The following is a 22,448-nucleotide window of genomic DNA, read 5'->3' on the forward strand; positions in this document are numbered from 1 at the left end:
ATGACGATGCAGATCGCAGATTCCGTCCCACTCTCGGCCCCCGACGCCAAGGCACGCGCGCATGCGGCGGCCGCGCGGAACAATCTGCGCACCGAACCGCGCGCGGTCCGCATCGTCATCATCGCGCTGGCATTGACCTTTCTCTCTGTCTTCGTCGTGCTGCCGCTGGTCGTGGTGTTCGCGCAGGCCTTCTCGAAGGGAATCCTCGCTTATCTCGCCGCGCTGACCGACCCGGAGGCGCTGTCCGCAATCAAGTTGACGCTGTTGGTTGCGGCAATTTCCGTCGGCCTCAATCTTGTCTTCGGCCTGGTCGCTGCCTGGGCGATTGCAAAGTTCGAATTCTCAGGCAAGACCTTCCTGATCACGCTGATCGATTTGCCATTCTCGGTCAGCCCCGTCATCTCGGGCCTCGTCTTCGTGCTGCTGTTCGGCGCTCAGGGCTATTTCGGCGGCTGGCTGCGCGATCATGACATCCAGATCCTGTTCGCGGTGCCCGGCATCGCGCTTGCGACCACCTTCGTGACCTTCCCCTTCGTGGCGCGGGCGTTGATCCCGCTGATGCAGGAGCAGGGCACGCAGGAGGAGGAGGCCGCGATCTCGCTCGGCGCGTCGGGCCTGCAGACCTTCTTCCGCGTCACGCTGCCCAACATCAAATGGGGCGTGCTCTACGGCGTCCTGCTCTGCAACGCGCGCGCGATGGGTGAGTTCGGCGCAGTCTCCGTGGTCTCCGGCCATATCCGCGGTGAGACCAACACGATGCCGCTGCTGGTCGAGATTCTCTACAACGAATACCAGTTCGTCGCGGCGTTCGCGATCGCCTCGCTGCTCGCGATGCTGGCGTTGATCACGCTGATCGCCAAGACCGTTCTGGAAAATCACCTCGACGAAGGACACGACGCAAGTGAGCATTGAAGTCAGGAATCTCGTCAAGAAGTTCGGCAGCTTCAAAGCCCTCGACGGCGTCGACCTCAAGGTCAATGACGGCGAGCTGCTGGCGCTGCTCGGTCCGTCCGGCTCCGGCAAGACAACGCTGCTGCGCATCATCGCCGGCCTCGATTGGCCCGATTCCGGTGAGGTGTCTTTCAACGGCGAGGATGCGCTGGCGCAGGGGGCGCGCGAGCGGCACGTCGGATTCGTATTTCAGCACTACGCGCTGTTCCGCCACATGACGGTATTCGAGAACGTCGCCTTCGGGCTCCGCGTGCAGCCGCGCGCGATCCGCAAGGACGAAGCGACCATCCGTGCGCGCGTCAAGGAGCTGCTCGATCTCGTGCAGCTCGACTGGCTCGCCGACCGTTATCCGAGCCAGCTCTCCGGCGGCCAGCGCCAGCGCATCGCGCTGGCCCGCGCGCTCGCGATCGAGCCACGTATCCTGCTGCTCGACGAGCCCTTCGGCGCGCTTGATGCCAAGGTGCGCAAGGAGCTGCGCAAATGGCTGCGGTCGCTGCACCACGAAATCAACGTCACCTCGATCTTCGTCACCCATGACCAGGAGGAGGCGCTCGAAGTCGCCAACCGCGTCGTGGTGATGGACAAGGGCAAGATCGAGCAGATCGGCTCGCCCGATGACGTCTATGAGAGCCCGGCGACCGCCTTCGTCCACAGCTTCATCGGCGAATCCATCGAGCTTCCGGTGCTGATCGCGGACGGTCTCATCACGCTCGGCGACCGACCGCTTCAGCTCGCGGCAGACGGCCTTGCGCCTGGCGCGTCAAGACTGTTCGTACGGCGACACGACATGCTGGTCGGTCCGCCCGGCAGCGGTGCCTTCGAGGGCGCCGTGCAGCATGTCCGGAATTTCGGCCCCGTGCAGCGAGCCGAGGTGGCGCTCGCTGGCGGCGAGACCATCGAGATCGACGCTCCCCGCGGCAGGGAACTGCGCGCCGGCGATACGATCGGCCTGGAGCCTCGGCGTTACCGGATCTTTGCGGGCACCTGAGCGGGGTCAACGGATCAATTTTTCCTCAATATTCACCTTTCAGCCACGGTTGGTATGCAACAACGGCCCCTGATTTTGGGGGCTCCTGTTCATGCGCGCCGCGGCCGCAATACTCATCACTTTGCTGCTCGCCGGCTGCGCCGGCAACGAAGCACCGGTCCAGCAGCCGTCCATGTATGCCGATATGTCCGTTCCGGGCTCCAAGCTCGATGCGCAGGCGGCAGCGATCATGATCTCGCAATACCGTCAGAACAACGGGCTCGGCACTGTCGTGATCGACCCTGCCCTGATGGGTCTCGCCGAATCTCAGTCCCAGGCCATGGCAGCGGCCAACAAGATGGACCATGACGTCCGCGCGCCGCTGGCCAAGCGCCTCAGCGCCGGCGGTTATCCGGCGACCGTTGCGGTCGAGAACGTCTCGGCCGGCTATCATACGCTGGCGGAAGCGTTTTCCGGCTGGCGCGACTCGCCCCCGCACCGCGCCAACATGCTCAAGAGCGGTGTCACAAAATTGGGCATCGCGGCGGGCTATGCTCCCGGCACCAAATACAAGGTGTTCTGGACCATGATCCTGGCCTCGACGGACTCCCGATAAGCCAGACTTGATCCCGGGATGCATTGACGCCGCGGCAGACTGTCGCCACGGTCGCTCGCCATCTGCTACTGTTCCCGCATGACCGATCATAGTCCAGAAGTCGCAACAATCCCCGCGAACGCGCAACGTGTCCTGGTCCTCCAGGGCGGCGGCGCGCTCGGCTCCTATCAGGCCGGCGCCTATCAGTCGCTCTGCCATGCCGGCTTCGAGCCGGATTGGGTCGCCGGCATCTCGATCGGCGCGGTCAACGCCGCGATCATCGCCGGCAACGAAGGGCAAACGCGCGTCAAGCGGCTCAAGGAATTCTGGGAGATGGTCTCCGCGCCGGTGCCGTGGAAACCGATCGGCAAGAGCGACCACAGCCGCGAGCTGTTCAACTCGACCAGCGCCGCATTGATCGCGACCTTCGGCGTACCCGGCTTCTTCACGCCGCGCATTCCGCCCGCGCCGCTCTGGCCGCCCGGCAGCCCGCAGGCCGAGAGCTATTACGACACCGCACCGCTGAAGAAGACGCTGGAGCGTCTGGTCGATTTCGACCGCATCAACGATCTGAAGACGCGGCTGTCGGTTGGTGCGGTCGGCGTCACCTCCGGCAACTTCAAATATTTCGACAATTTCGAGTTCAGGAAGCTCGGCAAGAAAATCGGTCCCGAGCACATCATGGCCTCCGGCGCGCTGCCGCCCGGCTTTCCGTCCATCGTCATCGAGGGCGAGCATTATTGGGACGGCGGCATCGCCTCCAACACGCCGCTTGACTACGTGCTGGACGCCGAGACCGACCGCGACCTCCTGATCTTCCAGATCGACCTGTTCAGCGCCCGCGGCGATCTGCCGACCTCGCTGCTCGAGGCGACCGAGCGCGAGAAGGACATCCGCTTCTCCAGCCGTACGCGGATGAACACCGACAAGAACAAGCAGGTGCACAACGCCCGCAGGGCCGTGCGCGACCTGATTTCCAAATTGCCCGATTATCTCAAGAACGACCCTTCCGTGGAATTCCTTGCCAAGGTATCGCGTGAAAGCACCGTGACTGTGGTGCACCTGATCTACCGCAGCAAGAACTACGAATCCTCGTCCAAGGATTACGATTTCTCGCATGTCGCCATGGTCGAGCATTGGGAAGCCGGCGTGCGTGACGTGCATCTGTCGATGCGCCACAAGGACTGGCTCGAGCGGCCGCAATCCGGCGAGACCATGGTGACCTACGATCTCACGGGGGACGTCACTGCGCCCCCGCCAAAAAGGAGCGAGTAATATGGGAAGTCTGTCAGGCAAGAACGCCGTCGTGACCGGGTCGACCAGCGGCATCGGGCTTGCCTATGCGCGCGCCTTCGCCGCCGCCGGCGCCAATGTCGTCATCAACGGGTTCGGCTCGCCGGAGGACATCGAGAAGGAGCGCGCCAAGATCGAGTCCGATTTCGGCGTGAAGGCGGTCTATTCGCCCGCCGACATGACCAAGCCGGTCGAAATCGCCGGAATGATCGCTCTCGGAGAGAAGAGTTTTGGTTCGGTCGACATCCTCGTCAACAATGCCGGTATCCAGTTCGTCTCGCCGATCGAGGAATTCCCGCCGGAGAAATGGGACCAGATCATCGCGATCAACCTGTCCTCGGCCTTCCATGCCATTCGCGCCGCCGTTCCCGGCATGAAGAAGAAGGGCTGGGGCCGCATCATCAATACCGCTTCCGCGCATTCGCTGGTCGCCTCGCCCTTCAAGTCGGCCTATGTCTCGGCCAAGCACGGCATCGCCGGCCTGACCAAGACCGTGGCGCTCGAGGTCGCGACCAGCAAGATCACCTGCAACTGCATCAGCCCGGGCTATGTCTGGACGCCGCTGGTGGAGAAGCAGATCCCCGACACCATGAAGGCCCGCAATCTCACGCGCGAGCAGGTCATCAACGACGTGCTGCTCGACGCGCAGCCGACCAAGGAGTTCGTCACCTCCGAGCAGGTCGCGGCCCTCGCGCTGTTCCTGTGCGGCGACGATGCCGCGCAGATCACCGGCACCAACCTGTCGATCGACGGCGGCTGGACCGCGGAGTAGTTCGGCGGTGCCGTAGGGTGGGCAAAGGCGCGTCAGCGCCGTGCCCACCATTCTTGTTCGAATGAGGAAAAGTGGTGGGCACGCTTCGCTTTGCCCACCCTACAAGATGATATCGGACGACGCCATTTTCGTTCAGTGCGTCCAGGCCAGCGCCGTCTCGAACGCCGAGGATAGGTGCAGCTCCGCGAACATGATCTTGCCGGCGACCACGAACAGCACGCTGGCAAGGGTCAGGCGCAGCACCGTCTCGGGCACGCGTGTCGCGCTGAAGCTGCCGACGATGATGCCGGGCAGCGAGCCCAACAGCAGCACGCCCATCAGCGCCCAATCCACGTCGCCAAGCGCCCAGTGCCCCATTCCGGCTATCAGCGTCAGCGGGACCGCATGGGCGATGTCGGAGCCGACGATGGTCGCCATCGGCAGGCGCGGATAGAGCAGCAGCAGAACGGTGACGCCGACCGCGCCGGCGCCGACCGATGAAATCGAGACCAGCACGCCCAGCACGATTCCGGTGACGACTGTCGCGATCGCGGTGGTGCGGTCATCGACCTGCTCCAAACGCCGGCGATAGCGCTCCATGATCGATCTGCGGAAGATCAGCGAGGTCGCGGTCAGCAGCAGCGCGAAGCACAACACCAGATTGACCAGGCCGCGCTCGGAATCGCTGTTGAGGTCGAGCTTCCACAGCACGAGCAGCGTCAGCGCGCTCGCCGGAAGGCTGCCGCAGGCGAGCCGCAGCACCGCCGGCCAGTGCACGCTGCGCGACCAGCCATGCACCACGCTGCCGCCGGTCTTGGTGGCGGCGGCATAGAGCAGGTCGGTGCCGACGGCGGTCGATGGATGAATCCCGAACAGCAGGATCAGCAGCGGCGTCATCAGCGAACCGCCGCCGACGCCGGTCATCCCGACCAGCAGGCCGACGCCGAACCCGGAGGCGACGTAGAGTGGATCGATCATGTCCAGGGAATCTTAGGTTTATCTCGTCAGTTGGGCAATACGACGTAGAATAAACTTTCCCTTGGGCGCAACCGGTTGGACCGAATAAGAAAAATCCTCCTGCAAGGGGGCAGAGTGGAGGCGTTTTCTCCAATTCATCGCTCTCTTGCGAAACGGACGTTTCGGCGAGACGTCAAAACAAAGATTTAGAACTTCGGTTCTGATTCAATCAGATCCGACAACGGTCTAGGCATATTGCCTACCGGGCTCATTCAGCCCCGCGAGCGGCCGCCGTGACGTGTGGCGAATATGGACAATATGGATCACATCGTCGCTGACGCGGTAAAATATGCGGAATGGATAGCGGACGACCGTTACCACGCGGATTTGGGAGCGGTTCGCAACGCGAGGCGCTGCGAAAGGCGCACCCCGAAGGCGCTCGATGACATCGGCAAATCTCCGTCCGACGGCTTCCGCGATCACAGGGCTGGCATTGCTGGCATAATAGGTCGCGATGTCTGCGAGATCAGCAAGCGCCTCTCGCGTCCAGACGACCTTCATCCCCGTCGAAACTTCGCGAAGGCCTCCGCAACCTCGGCATCCGTAGCGACTTCGCCGCGATCGATGGAGGCCAAGGCCGTGTCGATGCTCCGCAACTCATCTTGCGTCGCCAAATACTCGCCGCCGAGCAGCTCACTCTCGATTTCGCTAGCAATCGCAACGAGCTCGTTCTGGGCCTCTTCGGGCCAAGTCTGAGCACGTTCCAGAAGGTTTCGCAGATCGCTTGCAGCCATGACCCCTATTATATCAGGTGCCGCATTGCTTTCCAAATGCCTTGAGCCGACGGTTAGTGGCCGAACGCCAGCACGTGCAGGCCGAGCCGCTGTCGCACGATCCAGAACAGCAACACCGTCTCGAAACTGAGCGAGATCGAGGTCGCGGCCGCAGCACCGTGGCCGCCGAAGCGCGGCACCAGCGCGATGCAGAGCACCAGGTTCATCGCAAAGGCCAGCGCATAGGCCAGCGCGCAGATCTTCTGCTGGCCGAGCATGTTGAGCAGCCGTTCGACCGGGCCGATCGCGGCACGGACCACGAGGCCGATCGCGGCGACGAACATGATGTCGTAGCCGACCACGAATTGCGACCCGAACAGCCAGAGCAGCGGCTTGCCGAGCGCGAGCAGCACGATGGTCGCCGCCAGCGACGGCCAGAACGTCCAGTTGATGGCATGCGCCACGTAAGCCGATAGCCGCGCCTTGTCGCCCGCAGCGTTGTATTCGGCGAAGCGATGCGCGGTCGTCGCCGACATCGCATAGTGGATGAACGAGACCAGCGCCAATGTCTTCACCACGGCGAAATAGACGCCGACCTCGTCGGAGGGACGGAACTGCTGAAGCACCAGCACGTCGGTGTAGGACAGCAGCAAATAGAAGCTTTCGACCAGCAGGATCGGCAGTGAGACGGCGAGCCAGCCGCCGACGTCATAGGCCTTGGGGCCCGGCTCGATGTGATCGGCGAGCTTGCGGTTCAGCACCGCCATCTGCCCGGTCATCGCGATCCACACCGCGCCGGCGCTCGCGACCATCGCGGCGACCGCGCCGAGATGATAGCCGAGCAGGAAGGCGCAGGCCGTGATGCCGATGATCAGCGCCTGGCGGATGATGAATTGCGGCATCAGGCCGAGCTGCATCCAGTCATGCGAGCGCGCGATGCCGTCCTGGGTGTTGGCGACCACGAAAGCGGGCAGCGTCATGCAGCCGATATAAAGCGGCAGCTCTTCGGCCGGATCGATCCAGGGCGACAGCAATTTGACGAGACCGGCGAGGCCGAGCGACACCAGTGCGGAAACGGCAAAGGTCAGCCAGCGGCTGCCCGAGAGAAAGCCGCGCAGCAGCGCATGTTCGCCACGGGCGCGGTATTCCGGAATGATCTTTTGCGCGGAGGCCGAGATGCCGAAGTCCATCATGCTGCCGAGCAGCAGCACCCAGGTCCAGACATAGACGTAGACGCCGTAATCCGACGTCCCCATCCAGCGCGCGAGCAGGACCTGCGAGAAATAGGCAAGGCCGGCGCTGATCACGCGGATGACGAAGATGGTGCCGGCCAGCCGCCGCGTCAGCGATGCTTCGCTCGACCCGCCCGTCAACTTTTCGCGCAGCCGCGCGATGAGGCCGGCAGGTCCGGTCGTTGCGGGTTCTGCATCCATCACGGCCAATTCGAGGGGTCTCCGAGGCGCGCACGAGTGCTGCGGCAGACTTGCCGCAGGAGCCCATGGGATTAGCAACCATTCGTTAAGATTCGGTTGGATCAAGGATGTCGTCCTGGCGAATGCCAGGACCCATACCGCGTGACCTGTCAGGAGGAATTGGGTAGCAGTTCCAAAAAAGGAATCTTCGCCAAACTAATCCCTGGGGTAATGGGTCCTGGCGTTCGCCAGGACGACCACTCACTCCAAATTCGTATTGAACTCGTACGACTTCTCCGGTCCGACCAGCGTGAACTTCAGCGCTGCGCCGTCGGGCTTGGCGCCCGGCGGCAGTCCGTCGAGCTCGAAAGAAAATCGCTTCACGCCCGGTGGGCTGGGCTCGACCGGTGCCGGAATGGGCAACGCCCAATCGGGCGTCGGGCCTTCCACGTACAGATTGACGGTGCGCGCATCGGGCGCGACCACGTCGACCACGACATTCTTGGGCCCGTCACGCTTGACGTCGCGGATGGTGAGCGGGTTGGGATCGCCGATCGTGGCAGGCTTGGGCACGGTGTCGAGTGCTGCGCGCAGATTGGCGTCCTCGGTCGAGGCGACGCTGTTGAAGCCGAGCTCGGCGCGGGCCTCGACCGGAATGCAAAGCTTTTCGCACACCGCATAATTGATCTCGGCGCGCAACGTCACCGGCTTGTCGGCCGCCTTGGCGATGATGCGCAGGGGCAGCACGATCTGGTCGTGGTAGCCGATCGAATGGCCGCCCGCGCCGTCGTCGAATTTCTGCGGGGCCGGCCACATCACCGTCACCGCCTCGACATTGTCGGATTTCGAGAAATCGAAGCGCGGCGGAACGCCGGAATCGCCCGGCATGCGCCAATAGGTTTTCCAGCCAGGCTGGATCTGGAAGGCGATACCGCCGAGCAGGACGGCGCCGCTGCGCGATCCCGCCAGCAACCGCACCGCGGAATGTCCATCGCGCTGCCACGGCGATGCGTCGCCGGCATGGGCCGCAAGCGCCAGCGACGACGCGAGCAGGGTTGTCGCGACGCCAATCGCCGCACGCCGGGGAACTCTTGTCAGCATGGTACGTCTTTACAGGGTCACCCCGCGGCAAACCATTGAATTGCTTGTGATGGACGTACTTGAATCGAGGCCCTGCAAGCCTTGATTTGACAGCCGGCCGGCCCGACATCAGGATAGGAATTGAAACCGGAGTGCTTCACCGATGGCTCCCACAGGCAAGAGGACGGGCGAAAGCACCCGCAAGTCAGCCCCCGCGCTCCCGAGCTCGGCGGGCTACCTCGATGGCCAGCTGTTGATCGCCATGCCCGTGATGGGCGACGAGCGCTTCGAGCGCTCGGTGATCTATCTCTGCGCCCACTCCGCCGAAGGTGCGATGGGCATCATCGTCAACCACCCGGCCGGCAGTATCGACTTCCCGGAGCTGTTGCAGCAGCTCGGCATCATCAACAAGGGCGAGCACATCAAGCTGCCGGAGAATGCCGAAAGCATGAAGGTGCTGCGCGGCGGTCCGGTCGATACCGGCCGCGGCTTCGTGCTGCATTCGAGCGATTTCTACATCGAGAACGCGACGCTCCGGATCGACGACGGCGTCTGCCTCACTGCGACCGTCGACATCCTGCGCGCGATCGCCAACGGCTCCGGCCCCAAGCACGCCATCCTCGCGCTCGGCTATGCAGGCTGGGCGCCGGGCCAGCTCGAGACCGAAATCCAGAGCAATGGCTGGCTGCATTGCGACGCGGATTCGGATTTGATCTTCGGCGACGACGTCGACGAAAAATACGGACGCGCGCTGCGCAAGATCGGCATCGATCCCGGCATGCTCTCGAATGAGGCGGGGCACGCGTAGGCTTGCTGTCGTAGGCTTTCTGTCATGCCCCGCGAAGGCGGGGCATCCAGTACGCTGCAGCGTATCGGTTCTATGAGCGACGTCTCGGAGTACTGGATCGCCCGGTCAAGCCGGGCGATGACACCGATTGCTGAGTAGCGCCTACTCCGCCGCCTGCTGCTGCACCGTCGGCTCCGTGCCTGCCACCGTCGCGCGCCGCATGTCGCGGGGCTGCGACTGGTCGTAGCGGCGGACGCGGTGCATGGTCTGGCGATTGTCCCACATCACGAGGTCATGCAGCGTCCATTTGTGGACGTAGACGAACTCGCTTTGCGTCGCGTGCTCGTTGAGATCGCGCAGCAGCAGCCTTCCCTCGGGGACGCTCATGTCGACGATCTTGCCGGCATGCGATGAGAGATAGAGCGATTTGCGGCGATGCACGGGATGGGTGCGCACGAGACGTTGCAGCACCGGCTTGAACATCTCTTTCTCGTCGTCGGTGTATTCGGTGAAGCCGAGCGATCCCCGCGAATACATCAGAGAGTGCTCGCAGACGAGGTCGTCGATCTCCGCCTTGATCTCGTCGTCGAGCGCGTCATAGGCCGCGCGCATGTCGGCGAATTCGGTGTTGCCGCCCTTCGGGTTGAGCACGCGGGCCGACAGCAGCGAGAATTTTGCCGGGATGGGGCGGAACGAGCTGTCGGAATGCCACAGACAGTTGCCAAGGTTGAACAGATGCGCGCGGCTGTCCTTTGCCAGCGGCTTGCCGTCCTTGCCGAGATTGGAGACGTCGTTCAGGCCCGATTGGAGCCGGTAGTCTTTTTCCTTCGTGACAGTGCCGCCGCGCGCGTCCTCGCGCTGGCCGAAATTCAGCGCAAAGGCCATCTGCTGTTCGTCGGTGATGTCCTGGTCGTGGAACACCAGCACCGCATATTTGTCCATGGCGGCTTCGATCTCGCGCGCCTCGGCCTCCGTGAGAGGTTGCCGCAGGTCGAGGCCGGAAACCTCGCCGACAAAATGTTTGTGAAGCTGCCGGATGGCGATCGTCATGACGTTTCTCCCGGGCGTGCGAGCGGTTGGTCCCGCTCTGTCGTGGAAAAAGTTACTCCCGTAACAGGCGATGTCAACGCTTGGGCAGCATACCTCTCACGCGTTGCGCGCCATCAGGCCGCCGTCGACGGGGATCACCGCGCCGGTGAGGAAGGACGCTGCCGGCAGGCACAGGCTCAGCGTCATGTGCGCGACCTCCTCGGGATCGCCGTAGCGGCCCAGTGCAGTGCGGCGCTTGGCGTAGATGGTCTTGTGCTCTTCCGAGATCCGGTCGGTGATGGCAGTGCGGACCGGCCCCGGGCAGATGCAGTTGACGGTGATGCCTTCACGGCCGAGCTCCACCGCGAGCGAGCGGGTGAGGCTGGCGACGCCGCCCTTCGCCGCCGAATAGGGGCTGTGCAATGCGGTGGCGCCGAGCGCCTCGGTCGAGGCGATGTTGACGATGCGCGGGCTCTTCGACTTGCGCAAGTGAGGCAGCGCGGCGCGGATGATGCGCGGATGCGCCGTCAGCATCACCGCGATACCCCTTGCCCAGGCGTCCTCATAGGCCTCGTCGTCGATCGCGACGCGCACGGAGATGCCGGCATTGTTGACGATGATGTCGAGCCCGCCGAAATGCGCAGCGACGTCGCCGACCACGCGCTTGATCTCATCGCCATCGGCAACGTCGAGCTTCCAGGCTTTCGCGGCGCCGCCGCTTGCCGCGATCTCCTTCGCCACGGCCAGCGCGCCCTGCTCGTCATAGTCGGTGACGGCAACGTTTGCGCCGTCAGCGGCGAACACGCGGGCCGTTGCACGCCCCATGCCGCGGGCCGCGCCGGTCACGAGAACGGTCAGGCCCTTCACGGAGCGACTGAGCTGTTTGAAATCGGACATGGTGTTTCCTCGTGCGTTGCTTATTCTTGTTGTGATTGACAAGGCTGTCATCGATCCGCAGACAGGTCAAACAAGCAAGATGATCGGGGAGGCCAGCGATGACGAACGAGCTCGATTTCTCAGGCAAGCAGGTGCTGGTCGTCGGCGGATCCAGCGGCATCGGCAACGGCATTGCGCAAGCCTTTCGCGTCAGGGGCGCGCAAGTCGCGGTCTGCGGCACGCGTGCCCACGCGAAGGAATATTCAGCTGAGGAGGGCTCGGATCTCACCGGTCTCTCCTACGCGCAACTCGACGTCGGCAATGCCGGAGCGGTCGAAGCGTTCAAGCCGTCGTTCGATCGGCTCGATATCCTGGTGCTGGCGCAGGGCGCGGTGCTCTATCGCCGCGGCGAGTTCGAGATGGCCGGCTTTCGCCAAGTGGTCGAGGTCAATCTGATGAGCCTGATGGCTTGCGCCACGCGCTTTCATGCCATGCTGCGGGACTCACGGGGATCGCTGATCATGGTGTCCTCGACCGCGGCCTATCATTCCACCATGGGCAATCCCGCTTACAACGCGTCGAAGACCGGCGCGGTCGGATTGACGCGCACACTGGGCGAGGCCTGGGCCGAGGATGGCATCCGCGTCAACGGCATCGCGCCCGGTCTGGTCGACACCAAGATGACGAAGGTGACGACCGACAATCCCAAGCGGCTCGAAGGTGCACTTTCACGCATTCCGCTGCGGCGATTGGGCACGCCGGCTGACATGGCGGGCGCGGCGCTGTTCCTGGCATCGCCGCTGTCGTCCTACATCATCGGCCAGACATTGGTCGTCGACGGCGGGCTGATTCTCTGAGTCCAATTTCAAGTCAGATGGAACTGCGCCGCTCCTGATCGGTTACTTGGGCTGACCCCCGAGGAGGAGCATCATGGATAAAGATCGGATTGTCGGATCGGCCAAGGAATTCGCCGGACGCGCGGAAGGCGCTGTCGGTGATCTCGCAGGCGATGCGCAGACACAGGCGTCGGGCAAGGCGCGTGAAGCCGCCGGCACCGTGCAGAATCTCTACGGCCAGGCCAAGGATGCCGTACGTGACGCCACGGACACCGCGGCCAGCTATGCCAAGGACGCCTACGACAAGCCGGCAGAAACCTTGCGCGACGGCTCGCAGGCGCTTGCCCAGAAGGTACAGGACAACCCGATGGGCGCGCTGCTGGTCGCCGGCGGCATCGGTTTCGCGCTCGCGTTGCTGATGGCACGGCCTGCGCGCCGCCCGCCGCCGCGCTGGCGCTATTACGGCTAAAGCCAACGCGCGATATTCATCGGGCCCCGGACGCAGCACGGCGTGTAACGCCGCGTTGCTGAGCCGGGGCCCATTCTTTTTGAACGTGCTGGGCTGCGCAGCAGCGTTTCACGCTGCAGCGCGTCCGGGACACGAGACCTCAGCTTAGAAAGATTACCGGAACACTTCCGCCGATCGCCCGACATTGCCAGGCGGCCGCGGGATCGCGGGGTTGGGATTCGGATTGCGCGGCGCCGGCGCCAATTGACGCGGCGGGGGCGGCGGCGAGCCAAAGCCGAAGAAATCGCGCATCGATGGCGCTGCCTGTGCCGGTTGCTGCGGCGCCGGTGGCTTCTTCGGCGCAAGCTTTGGCGGGGCGATCGCTGCGGCCGCACCCGGCGTACCGCCATCAGGTGTCGTCGCGGCCACCGGCGTATCGCCCTTGGCCTGCTCGCGGCCGACTTCGCGGCGCGGCCAGGCATAATCGTCAGCGCGGCCGGCAGGCGCAGCCAGTGGCTCGCCCTTCACCATCGTCTTCGCAGCGAGCGCATCGACGGCGGCAGGACGTGAGCCCGGCCCACCCAGCAATTGATCGGTCGAGATCGAGGCCGCAACCAGCGGCACGATCGGGCCGGCCAGCGGCCGCGGCGCGGGCTTGCCGGGCTCGGCACTGGTGTCGGGGGTCGCCGGCTCGCTCGGCAGCGCGATCGGGCCGGAGCGCCCGGCGAGCAGGCGGGTGATCTCGCGTTCGACATAGTGGGCGAGCTTGCGCGCGCCTGGCTTGGTGAAATAGACGCCGTCACCGCTGCGGAGCTGACGGATCTGACCTTCGAAGTCCGGGCCCTTCTGCAGGAAACGGCCGGCCTCGTCGACAAAGCCGTCCCAGACGTCGACGTAAGTGATGCCGGCCTTGGCCGCGCCTTCACGATAGAGCGAATCCAGGAACAGCATGTCCGCGGTGCCCTTGGGACCGCGGATGGCAGGCAGGCCGACCCAGAGCACCGGCACGCCCTTGGACTTGAGGACGTTGGCGAGCTCCTCGATCTTCTTGCCGTAGAGTTCGACCCAGCGCTCGTCGCGGAATTCGTACAGGCCGTTCGGGTTACGCGCGGTCTTCTCGGGCGCTGCGACTGCGGGTGCGTCAGCGTTGTCGGCATCATCCTGCGGCAGGTCGGCATCGGCCGGCTTGTCGTCCGGCTTCGCGGCGGTGTCGCCGGGCTTGGCATCGCCGGGCTTGGCCGGTGGTTTGCCGCGCGCGCCCTTGTCATTCTTCTTGTCCTTGTCCGTCGCCTTGTCCGATTTATCGGGCGCCGCCTCGCGGATCGCGATGCGGTCGTTGAGGCCGAGCATCACCACGATCACGTCGGGCTTCTCGGTCTCGAGAATGCCCTTTGCAGCAGCCGTCCAGTCCGAGGGCTCACCCTTGGGCTGATACTTGATCAGGCCGGACGTGGTCTTGTGCTTGCGGATCACGCCCATGTCGGGCTGCTCGGTGTAGGCGTCCTCCAACCCGTAGGCGAGCCAATCGGCCATGGCGTCGCCGATCACCAGCACGTTCCTGTCGGGAATGGTGTCGCGCTTGGCCGGCGCCGGCGCGCGCGAAAAATCCTGACGCGGTGCTTGCGGCTGTTGCTGCTGGAACGGCGCGAAGAAGTCGCCGCCGAACCATCCGCCACCGCCACCTCCACCTCCGCCGTTCCGCGGCGGCGGCGGAGCCGAACGCTGCGGTGGGCCGCCGAAGCCGGGGAAGTTGAAGAACTGCGCCGAGGCGGGTCCCGCGACCGACACCAGAATCGCAAGCGCCGTCCCCAGCGCGATCAGCGGGCCGGTCTCGGTCAGCACCTTGAGCAGGGACTTCTTCGACATGCGATCTCGGCACGGGCAATAGGGATCGGGACAGGCTCGATATAATAGCGGAATCGGGCGCCAAACGGGCAGATTCTCTTTTCAGATTCTCTCAGATCCTGGCCCATACACGGCGAACCTCCGCCCCGGTCAAGGTTGCCGGGCAAAATCCCTGTTCAAGGTTACTTTCGGCGCGATTTTACCGCCCGCGCAGCCGGTTCAGCGCGTCGGAGGAGGCAAATCCGTCTGCGGGGACCCCGATCGAGGCCTGGAAGTTGCGCAGGGCTTCCCGGGTCTGGCCGCCGAACTGGCCGTCGGGGGTGCCCTTGTAGAAGCCGCGCTGGGCCAGCAGCTGCTGGAGTTCCAGCCGCTCGGTCCGGGACAGCTCCCGTTCCTGCCGCGGCCAGGGCTGCACGAAGGGCTGGCCGCCGCGCAGGCGGTCGGCGAAATGGCCGATCGCCAGCGCATAAGCCTCGGCCGGATTGTACTTCATGATGACCCGGAAGTTCTGCAGCATCAGGAAGCCCGGCCCCTGCGCGCCGGCCGGCGCCAGCAGATAGGCCTTCTCGGCCGGATGCGGGAAGGGCTGGTTGGCCGGGCGCTTGAGGCCGAGCTTTTCCCATTGCGCCACCGTCATCGCCTTGGCGCGATCGGCCAGCATGTAGTTGAAGCCCTGGGGCACCACGACCTCGTAGCCCCAGGTCTGGCCGGCCTGCCAGCCGTCCTTCTTCAGATTGTTGGCGGTCGACGCAATCAGGTCGGAGGGATTGTCGACGACGTCACGCCGGCCGTCACCATCGCCGTCCACGGCAAAGCGCTTGAACGCGGTCGGCATGAACTGGGTCGGGCCGAAGGCGCCGGCCCAGGAGCCGCGCAATTGTTCGGGCCTGAGATCGCCGCGGTTGAGGATCTCCAGCGCGGAGAGGAATTCGTCCTTGAAGTAAGCTTGGCGGCGGCCGATGCAGGCGAGCGTCGCGGTCGATTGCAGCACGCTGCGGTCGCCCATCTGCGTCGAGTAGTTGGACTCGATGCCCCAGATCGAGGCGATGATGTAGCGATCGACGCCGGTGGCTTTCTCGGTGGCGTCGAACTGCGCCTTGTATTTGGCCAGGACCTCGCGGCCCTTGGCGAGGCGGTTGTCGTTCACGAGGATGTCGAGATAATCCCAGATCGACTTGGTGAACTCGGGCTGCGAGTCCATGAGGTCCATGATGCGCAGATCGGGTGCGAGGCCTGCCGTGAAGCGCTGGAAATTTTCCTGCGTGACGTTGCGCCGTGCGGCATCGGGCCACATCCCCGCGACGCAATTGTTGAAGTTGCCGGCGGCCTCGCGGATCGCGGCGGCCGTCATCAGCGGATGCCCGGAGGCGCCGTCCTCGCCGGTCCAGGGTTGAACTCCCGTTTGAGCGCCGCTGGGCCCGGGCGCTGCTGGCGAAGGCGCCTGGTTCGGGCCGGAGAAAATACCGCCGAACAGATTTGACAGACCGTTCTGAGCCTGCGCGCTGGCGGGAAGCGGGAACAGCAGGGCGGCCGCAATCATCGTCGCACCGGTCACGGACCCGCCCCGTTTTGCCAGCCCTGCCATTGATTGCATCATGTCCACACCTGTCCGGCCAAAATCCGCCCTCAGGAGGCCTGGTTACGGTTGCCAACAGCTTAACAAAGGTGAAATTTTGATGGTGGCCTTTTTCTTAACTCTGTGAGGATGAGGCCCCACATCCGCCTTTGTTGGCGGCTGCAAACAAGCTAGCAAGATGCCATTGCTCCCTTCACGTGTTCCTCAGGTATTCGATCAATCCCATGAAAATCCGCAAAGCCGTATTTCCCGTTGCCGGCCTCGGCACCCGCGTCCTGCCCGCCACCAAGGCGATGCCGAAGGAAATGCTGACGATCGTCGACAAGCCGCTGATCCAGTACGTCTATGACGAGGCCCGGGAAGCCGGCATCGAGCACTTCATCTTCGTCACCGGCCGCAACAAAAGTGTCATCGAAGATCATTTCGACCGGATGTTCGAGCTCGATGCGACGCTGGCCGCGCGCGGCAAGAAGACCGAGCAGGACGTTCTGGCGCAGAACCAGCCGGAGGCCGGCGCCGTGAGCTTCACCCGCCAGCAGGCGCCGCTCGGCCTCGGTCACGCGGTCTGGTGCGCGCGCGACATCGTCGGCAACGAACCGTTCGCAGTCGTGCTGCCGGACGAACTCGTGCTCAATTCGCCCGGCTGCCTGAAGCAGATGATCGACACCGCCAGCAAGCTCGGCGAAAAATCCAACGTCATCGCGGTCGAGCCGGTGCCCGATCATCTGACCCATCAATACGGCATCTGCGGCGTCGGCAAACGCACCGGCAAGATGTTCGAGGTCGACGGCATGGTCGAGAAGCCGGCCAAGGGCACCGCGCCCTCCAACCTCTCGATCACTGGGCGCTACATCCTGCAGCCGGAGATCTTCAAGATCCTGGAGACCCAGGAGCGCGGCGCCGGCGGCGAGATCCAGCTCACCGACGCCATGATCGGCCTCGCCAGATCGCAAAAATTCTACGGCGTCGAGTTCGAGGGCGAGCGCCATGATTGCGGCTCCAAGCCCGGCTTCCTCCGCGCCAACATCGCCTACGGCCTGAAGCGGCCGGAGCTGCGTGACGGGCTCATTGCGGAGATGAAGAAGTATTTGGGGCAGTAACGCTCCGTCGTCATTGCGAGGAGCGAAGCGACGACGCAATCCAGGCTGCCTCCGCGGAGACAGTCTGGATTGCTTCGCTTCGCTCGCAATGACGGAACGAACCCCTCACGCCACCAGCGACAGCTTCGGCAGGCTCGCGACCACCGACTGGTTGCGGCCGCCGGCTTTTGCGGCGTAGAGCGCCTTGTCGGCGGCGGCGACCAGCAGCGGCCAGTCCATGCCCGTGGTCGGAACGAGGCTCGCGATGCCGCAGGACACCGTCGAGCTCGTGTGGTCGTCGGACCATCCCTGCACCTTGGTGCGGATCTTCTCGGCGACATCAAGGGCGTCGGTGACGGAGGTCCCCGGCAGCAGCACGGCGAATTCCTCGCCGCCATAGCGCGCCGCGCAGTCGCCGGCGCGGCTCACCGAATCGGAAATGCAGATGGCGATGCCGACCAGCACCTGGTCGCCGGCCTGATGGCCGAACGTGTCGTTGTAGGCCTTGAAGTGATCGGCATCGATCATCAAGAGCGCGATCGGCGTCTGCTGCCGCATTGCGCGGCGCCATTCGACCTCGATCACCTGGTCGAACTTGCGGCGGTTCTTCAGGCCGGTGAGCGCGTCGGTCGTCGCCATCTCTTCGAGCTTGCGCTCGGCCTCCGCGCGCCGGCCGATCTCGCGCGCGAGCACCAGCGTCGATGCCAGCATGAACAGGCTGAGCGCCAGGACCACGGCGCCGATGCGGTAGGCTTCCCTCTGCCAGAGCTCGAACACGGCGTTCAGTGGCTTGCCTGCCACCACGAATAGCGGGCCGGTCCCGCTGCTGCGGACATAGAGCCGCGGCGTGCCGTCGATCGGCCCCTGTCCGGCGAATGCGCCGCCGACCTTCAGATTTTCGGCCTTCCAGATCGGCCGGGTGGCCAGATTCGTGCCGATCACGTCGAGATCAAACGGCCGCCGCATCATGACGGTACGGTCGCGCCTGAGCACGGTGATGGTGTCTTCGGGATCGAGGCTCAGCCGCTCGAACAATTCGTGGAAATAGCTGAAGCGGATCGATCCGGCGACGACGCCGAGGAAGCCGCCGTCGGTATCGCTGATGCGCCGGCTCAGCACGATCGAATAAGCGCCGCGGAACAGCATGGGACGGCTGATGAAGAGGCCTGCGTCCGGATTGTCCCGATGGGCCTTGAAGTAATCCTCGTCGCCCCGGTTCACGGCAACGGGATCGAGTGTCGAGGCGTCGATGGTCAGCCGGCCGTCGGCGTCGAACACCTGGATCGCGCCGAAATGCCTTGCCGTGGTCGAATGGTCGAACAGGATGAGGTGACGGATCGGCTTCGAGACCGTGGCGATTTCCGGCAGCAGCATGTTGCTGGCGACCGCCTTGAGGGCCAGGTCGTAGATCTCGATGTTGCGGCTGACGTCGGACTCGATGGTCGTCGCCAGGTTTTCCAGCGTCTGGCGGGCGAGCGCCTCCTCGCCGCGGCGCATGTCCAGCATGACGTTGACGCAAATGGCGGAAAAGCCGATCACCGTCACCACGGACGAGATGATCAGCAGCTTCGCCGAAAGCCGCCATGGCCGCCGGGCCGTGACGTCGCGCCATCGAGATAACATCGTTTGCTCCCGGCACCAGTGAATGCGCCTGAAAGCTTGAGTAGTGTTTAAGCCGGGACGGCGCTGCCGGAATGAGTTAAAAATTGGTTTCCGCGGCTCACGTTTTTGGGCAAAGCGGGGCTTCGACCAGCGAAGAGGACAGCGGTGAACGACTACGACGCGTTGCGCGATTATCTGATGCGGCAGAAGCAGGCGGAATTCGTGCTGACCTATGAACAGATCGAAGAGATCATCGGCGCGGCCCTGCCGCGCGCGGCCAATCGCGCCTCATGGTGGGACAGCCTGCGCAGCCCGGACATCCAGATGCCGCAACGCGAAGCCTGCCTCGCCGCGGGTTTCAAGGCGATGCGGATGCCGGACGGCGAGAGCGTGCGGTTCACCAAGCTGAAGAGTGACCGGCGGCGTTGATATCGAGGAGAGGTCCGCTCTTCCCCTCTCCCCTTGTGGGAGAGGGTGGCTCGCCGCGTAGCGGCGAGTCGGGTGAGGGTCTCTATCCTCACGTCAGCGTTTCGATTCGTAGAGACAACCCCTCATCCGGCGCTTCGCGCCACCTTCTCCCACAAGGGGAGAAGGGGAGAAGGATCAGCTCGCCGCTTCCAGGCGCACTTCCGTGAGCAGGCGCATCGCGGCGTCGGCGTCCATGGGTTCGCCGAAGGCAAACCCTTGCGCGTATTCGCAGCCCATCTGGTAGAGCTCGACCGCGTCGGAATCGGTCTCGGCCCCTTCGGCGACCACGTCCATGCCGAGGTCGTGCGCGAGCGCGATGATGGACTTCAGGATCACCGGGCGGGTGCCGCGGTTGGTGGTGCGCACGAAGGACTGGTCGATCTTGATGGTGTCGAACGGGAAGCGCTGCAGATAGGCCAGCGACGAATGGCCGGTGCCGAAATCGTCGAGCGACAGCCCGGTGCCGAGCTCGCGGATCCGCGTCAGCATCTGCGCCGCGTGCTCCGGATTCTCCATCACCAGCGATTCCGTCAGTTCCAGCTTCAGCGTGCCGCGCGCGACCGAGGAGCGCGACAACACGGTGCGGATGTCGTGGATCAGATCGTGCCGCAGCAATTGTCGCGAGGAGACGTTGACGGATGCGAAGATCGGCTCGCGCGAGCGCATCGCGCGCTGCCAGATCGAGAGCTGCTTGGCGGTCTGGTCGAGTACGAACATGCCGAGATCGATGATCAGGCCGGTCTCTTCGGCGATGGTGATGAATTCCGACGGCGCCATGCGTCCGAGCTTGGGATGATCCCAGCGCACCAGCGCCTCGAAGCCGGCGACGGAGCGGTCTTCAAGCCGCACGATCGGCTGGTACAGAATCGTGAGCTCCTGCCGCTCGATGGCGCGGCGCAGTTCGCTCTCCAGCGTCAGCCGGTCGGTTTTTCGCGCGCGCATCGCGGACTTGTAGACGTCGATGCGGTCGCCGCCGATGCGCTTGGAGTGATACATCGCAAGCTCGGCGTCCTTGATGATCTCGTCCGTGAGCTGAACTTGCGGATCGGACAAGGCAAGGCCGATCGAGGCCGTGAGAAAGATCTCGCGTTCGTTGAAGGCGATCGGCGCGCGGATGGTCTTGCGGATGGTCTCGGCAAAGGCGGTGATGCGGGCGGGGTCCTGCTCCGAGAGCAGGATCAGGCCGAACTGGTCGCCGGCGAGCCGCGCCAGCGTATCCTGCGGCTTCAGGATGCGGGTGAGGCGGCGGGCCAGCGTCAGCAGGATGGAATCGCCGACCGCGATGCCGACGGAATCGTTGACCTGCTTGAAGCGGTCGAGGTCGATCACCATCAGCGTCGGCCGCAGAGTCGGCATGGTTTTGGCGAAATGCGCGACGGCGCCGAGCCGGTCCATGAACAGCTTGCGGTTGGGCAGGCCGGTCAGATTGTCATGCACGGAATCGTGCAGCAGGCGCTCCTCGGCATTGCGCAGCTCGGTGACGTCGGTGAGGGTGCCGACCACGCGCGAGACCTCGCCGTCGGAGCCGACCACCGGGCGCGCCTTCAGCGCGAACCACATGAAGTGACCGTCCGGCGTGCGCAGGCGGAAATCCTGCACCAGGCGGCCGCGGCGCTGGTCGAGTACGCTGTCGAGCGCGGCGCGGAAACGGTCCTGGTCGAGCGGGTGCAGCACTTCCAGCCAGGAGGCGGCCGGGCCTTCCAGCGTGCCGCGCTTGAGGCCGAGCAGGGCTTCGGTCTCGGGGCTGGTGAAGACCTTGTCGGCGGACACGTCCCAGTCCCAGATCAGATCGCCGGAACCGGCCAGCGCCAGCGCGCGGCGCTCGATGTCGGAGACGACGCCGGTGCTGGCGCCGCCGCCGGCGAACGCATGCTGCATCACCGTGAAGCCGATCAGCATCACGATCAGCACGAGGCCGCCGAGTAGCGCCGGGCCGACGATGTCGTTGGTGACGGAGCCTGCGACCGTCATGCCGGCCGCGACCACCCAGACCACCAGCAGGAACCAGGTCGGGATCAGCAGCACCGCGCGATCGAAGCCGTGGGTGGAGAGATAGACGATCAGCGCGAAGCCGGCGAAGGCAATCAACACCAGCGATATGCGCGCGATGCCGGAGGCCACCGCGGGATCGAACAGGGCCAGCGCCACCAGAGAGCCCAGGAACGCGAGCCAGCCCACCGTGATGTGGGAATAGCGCACGTGCCATCGACTGAGATTGAGATAGGCGAACAGGAACACCAGCAGCGTCGCCGCCAGGATCGCCTCACCCGCCGCGCGCCAGATGCGCTCGGCGTTGTTCGACATGTCGAGCACCTTGCCCCAGAAGCCGAAATCGACGCCGATATAGACCAGCACCGCCCAGGCCAGCGCCGCGGCGGCCGGGAACATGATGCTGCCCTTGACGACGAACAGGATGGTCAGCACCAGCGCCAGCAAGCCGGAGATGCCGATCACGATGCCCTGGTACAGCGTGAACGAGTTGACCTTGTCCTTGTAGGATTCCGGCTCCCACAGATAGAGCTGCGGCAGCTTGTCGGTGCGCAGCTCCGCGACGAAGGTGACGACGGCGCCGGGATCGAGGGTGACGCGGAAGACGTCGGCGGTCGGGCTCTCCTGCCGCTCCGGCCGGTCGCCGGTCGAGGGCGTGATGGTCGCGATGCGCGACAGCCCGAGGTCGGGCCAGAGCAGCCCCGAGGAGACGATGCGGTAATGCGGGGCGACGATCAGGCGGTCGAGCTGGTCGTCGGTGTTGTTGGCGAGCGCGAACACCACCCAGTTCTGGCCACCCTCGCGGGCACGCACCTCGATGCGGCGGACGATGCCGTCGGTGCCGGGCGCGGTGGAGACCTGGATGCGGTCGGCGTCGCTGCGCTGATGCTCGAGCACGCCGGTGAGATCGATCGCGGGCGCGTCACCGCGGACGCTGACAGCGTCGAGCGCGCGCGCCGGGAACGCGCAGACGAGAATCATGAGGCCCAGCGCTATGGGCGCGAGGCACCTGATCAGACGCAAGGTCAGTTCTCCGCGTTCGACGCAAACTGTTCGGTGCAGGCTCTTCGGTGCACGGCGTTTTCCGAACGGAACAAGGTGGTTCGGTGCGTCGCGATAGATGCCACGAAAGCA

General features: G+C 64.6%; 21 protein-coding genes. 10 read left to right on the forward strand and 11 right to left on the reverse strand.

The window, feature by feature from the left end:
• The 5 genes from cysW (at position 1) to AC0L3J_RS14260 (ending at position 4,578) form a co-directional block, all read left to right on the forward strand.
• Entirely contained in the window at positions 1–912 is a 912-nt protein-coding gene (gene cysW / locus AC0L3J_RS14240) for a sulfate ABC transporter permease subunit CysW (RefSeq protein ID WP_473347399.1), read from the forward strand.
• Positions 902–1,939 (forward strand): sulfate/molybdate ABC transporter ATP-binding protein, encoded by a 1,038-nt coding sequence (locus tag AC0L3J_RS14245; protein ID WP_473347400.1) that lies wholly within the window; start codon positions 902–904, stop codon positions 1,937–1,939. Before cysW ends, AC0L3J_RS14245 begins: the two co-directional genes overlap by 11 nt.
• 91 nt (positions 1,940–2,030) lie before the next feature.
• Positions 2,031–2,534, forward strand: coding sequence for a CAP domain-containing protein (locus AC0L3J_RS14250; RefSeq protein ID WP_473347401.1), 504 nt, complete (start codon positions 2,031–2,033; stop codon positions 2,532–2,534).
• Positions 2,535–2,612: 78 nt separating this feature from the next.
• The gene (locus AC0L3J_RS14255; RefSeq protein ID WP_027570240.1) at positions 2,613–3,788 is read left to right on the forward strand and encodes a DUF3734 domain-containing protein; all 1,176 of its coding nucleotides are present in this window, start codon (positions 2,613–2,615) and stop codon (positions 3,786–3,788) included.
• 1 nt (position 3,789) lies between these two features.
• The gene (locus AC0L3J_RS14260) at positions 3,790–4,578 is read left to right on the forward strand and encodes a 3-hydroxybutyrate dehydrogenase (RefSeq protein ID WP_473347402.1); all 789 of its coding nucleotides are present in this window, start codon (positions 3,790–3,792) and stop codon (positions 4,576–4,578) included.
• Between the two features lie 132 nt (positions 4,579–4,710).
• Here the strand turns inward: AC0L3J_RS14260 and AC0L3J_RS14265 are convergent, their stop codons facing one another.
• The 5 genes from AC0L3J_RS14265 to AC0L3J_RS14285 all read right to left on the reverse strand — a co-directional run bounded on the left by AC0L3J_RS14265 (position 4,711) and on the right by AC0L3J_RS14285 (position 8,800).
• Positions 4,711–5,535: a sulfite exporter TauE/SafE family protein gene (locus tag AC0L3J_RS14265; protein ID WP_473347403.1), complete on the reverse strand. Its 825-nt coding sequence runs from the start codon at positions 5,533–5,535 to the stop codon at positions 4,711–4,713.
• Between the two features lie 225 nt (positions 5,536–5,760).
• Positions 5,761–6,075 (reverse strand): type II toxin-antitoxin system RelE/ParE family toxin, encoded by a 315-nt coding sequence (locus AC0L3J_RS14270; protein ID WP_473347404.1) that lies wholly within the window; start codon positions 6,073–6,075, stop codon positions 5,761–5,763.
• A complete protein-coding gene (locus AC0L3J_RS14275) occupies positions 6,072–6,308 on the reverse strand; it encodes a hypothetical protein (protein WP_473347405.1) in 237 nt (78 codons plus the stop codon). Before AC0L3J_RS14275 ends, AC0L3J_RS14270 begins: the two co-directional genes overlap by 4 nt.
• Positions 6,309–6,361: 53 nt before the next feature.
• Positions 6,362–7,729 (reverse strand): flippase, encoded by a 1,368-nt coding sequence (locus AC0L3J_RS14280; protein WP_473347406.1) that lies wholly within the window; start codon positions 7,727–7,729, stop codon positions 6,362–6,364.
• 231 nt (positions 7,730–7,960) lie between these two features.
• Positions 7,961–8,800 carry a protein-disulfide reductase DsbD domain-containing protein gene (locus tag AC0L3J_RS14285; protein ID WP_473347407.1) on the reverse strand — a complete coding sequence of 280 codons (840 nt, stop codon included), beginning with the start codon at positions 8,798–8,800 and terminating at the stop codon, positions 7,961–7,963.
• 142 nt (positions 8,801–8,942) lie between these two features.
• Between AC0L3J_RS14285 and AC0L3J_RS14290 the strand changes: the two genes are divergently transcribed.
• Positions 8,943–9,587 (forward strand): YqgE/AlgH family protein, encoded by a 645-nt coding sequence (locus tag AC0L3J_RS14290; RefSeq protein ID WP_007605477.1) that lies wholly within the window; start codon positions 8,943–8,945, stop codon positions 9,585–9,587.
• A gap of 141 nt (positions 9,588–9,728) precedes the next feature.
• Here the strand turns inward: AC0L3J_RS14290 and AC0L3J_RS14295 are convergent, their stop codons facing one another.
• Positions 9,729–10,616, reverse strand: coding sequence for a TauD/TfdA dioxygenase family protein (locus tag AC0L3J_RS14295; RefSeq protein ID WP_473347408.1), 888 nt, complete (start codon positions 10,614–10,616; stop codon positions 9,729–9,731).
• Between the two features lie 96 nt (positions 10,617–10,712).
• Positions 10,713–11,492, reverse strand: coding sequence for an SDR family NAD(P)-dependent oxidoreductase (locus AC0L3J_RS14300; RefSeq protein ID WP_473347409.1), 780 nt, complete (start codon positions 11,490–11,492; stop codon positions 10,713–10,715).
• 98 nt (positions 11,493–11,590) lie between these two features.
• On the opposite strand from AC0L3J_RS14300, the gene AC0L3J_RS14305 reads away from it, so the two are divergent.
• Both AC0L3J_RS14305 and AC0L3J_RS14310 read left to right on the forward strand, forming a co-directional pair.
• A complete protein-coding gene (locus AC0L3J_RS14305; RefSeq protein ID WP_473347410.1) occupies positions 11,591–12,328 on the forward strand; it encodes an SDR family NAD(P)-dependent oxidoreductase in 738 nt (245 codons plus the stop codon).
• A 73-nt stretch (positions 12,329–12,401) separates the two neighbouring features.
• Positions 12,402–12,776, forward strand: a complete 375-nt coding sequence (locus AC0L3J_RS14310; protein ID WP_473347411.1) for a CsbD family protein — start codon at positions 12,402–12,404, stop codon at positions 12,774–12,776.
• Between the two features lie 153 nt (positions 12,777–12,929).
• On the opposite strand, the gene AC0L3J_RS14315 is transcribed toward AC0L3J_RS14310, so the two are convergent.
• The gene (locus AC0L3J_RS14315; protein WP_473347412.1) at positions 12,930–14,621 is read right to left on the reverse strand and encodes an SGNH/GDSL hydrolase family protein; all 1,692 of its coding nucleotides are present in this window, start codon (positions 14,619–14,621) and stop codon (positions 12,930–12,932) included.
• A 178-nt stretch (positions 14,622–14,799) separates the two neighbouring features.
• On the reverse strand, positions 14,800–16,197 hold the full coding sequence (locus tag AC0L3J_RS14320) for a lytic murein transglycosylase (protein ID WP_473347413.1): 1,398 nt from the start codon (positions 16,195–16,197) through the stop codon (positions 14,800–14,802).
• Positions 16,198–16,400: 203 nt separating this feature from the next.
• Between AC0L3J_RS14320 and AC0L3J_RS14325 the strand changes: the two genes are divergently transcribed.
• Positions 16,401–17,276, forward strand: a complete 876-nt coding sequence (locus AC0L3J_RS14325; protein ID WP_007599884.1) for a UTP--glucose-1-phosphate uridylyltransferase — start codon at positions 16,401–16,403, stop codon at positions 17,274–17,276.
• Between the two features lie 105 nt (positions 17,277–17,381).
• On the opposite strand, the gene AC0L3J_RS14330 is transcribed toward AC0L3J_RS14325, so the two are convergent.
• On the reverse strand, positions 17,382–18,878 hold the full coding sequence (locus tag AC0L3J_RS14330; protein ID WP_473347414.1) for a sensor domain-containing diguanylate cyclase: 1,497 nt from the start codon (positions 18,876–18,878) through the stop codon (positions 17,382–17,384).
• A 144-nt stretch (positions 18,879–19,022) separates the two neighbouring features.
• Between AC0L3J_RS14330 and AC0L3J_RS14335 the strand changes: the two genes are divergently transcribed.
• A complete protein-coding gene (locus tag AC0L3J_RS14335) occupies positions 19,023–19,286 on the forward strand; it encodes a DUF7662 domain-containing protein (RefSeq protein WP_456766290.1) in 264 nt (87 codons plus the stop codon).
• 174 nt (positions 19,287–19,460) lie between these two features.
• Here the strand turns inward: AC0L3J_RS14335 and AC0L3J_RS14340 are convergent, their stop codons facing one another.
• A complete protein-coding gene (locus AC0L3J_RS14340) occupies positions 19,461–22,337 on the reverse strand; it encodes an EAL domain-containing protein (protein WP_473347415.1) in 2,877 nt (958 codons plus the stop codon).
• Positions 22,338–22,448 lie beyond the last annotated feature (111 nt).

This window comes from Bradyrhizobium sp. Kon37, from assembly GCF_055807535.1.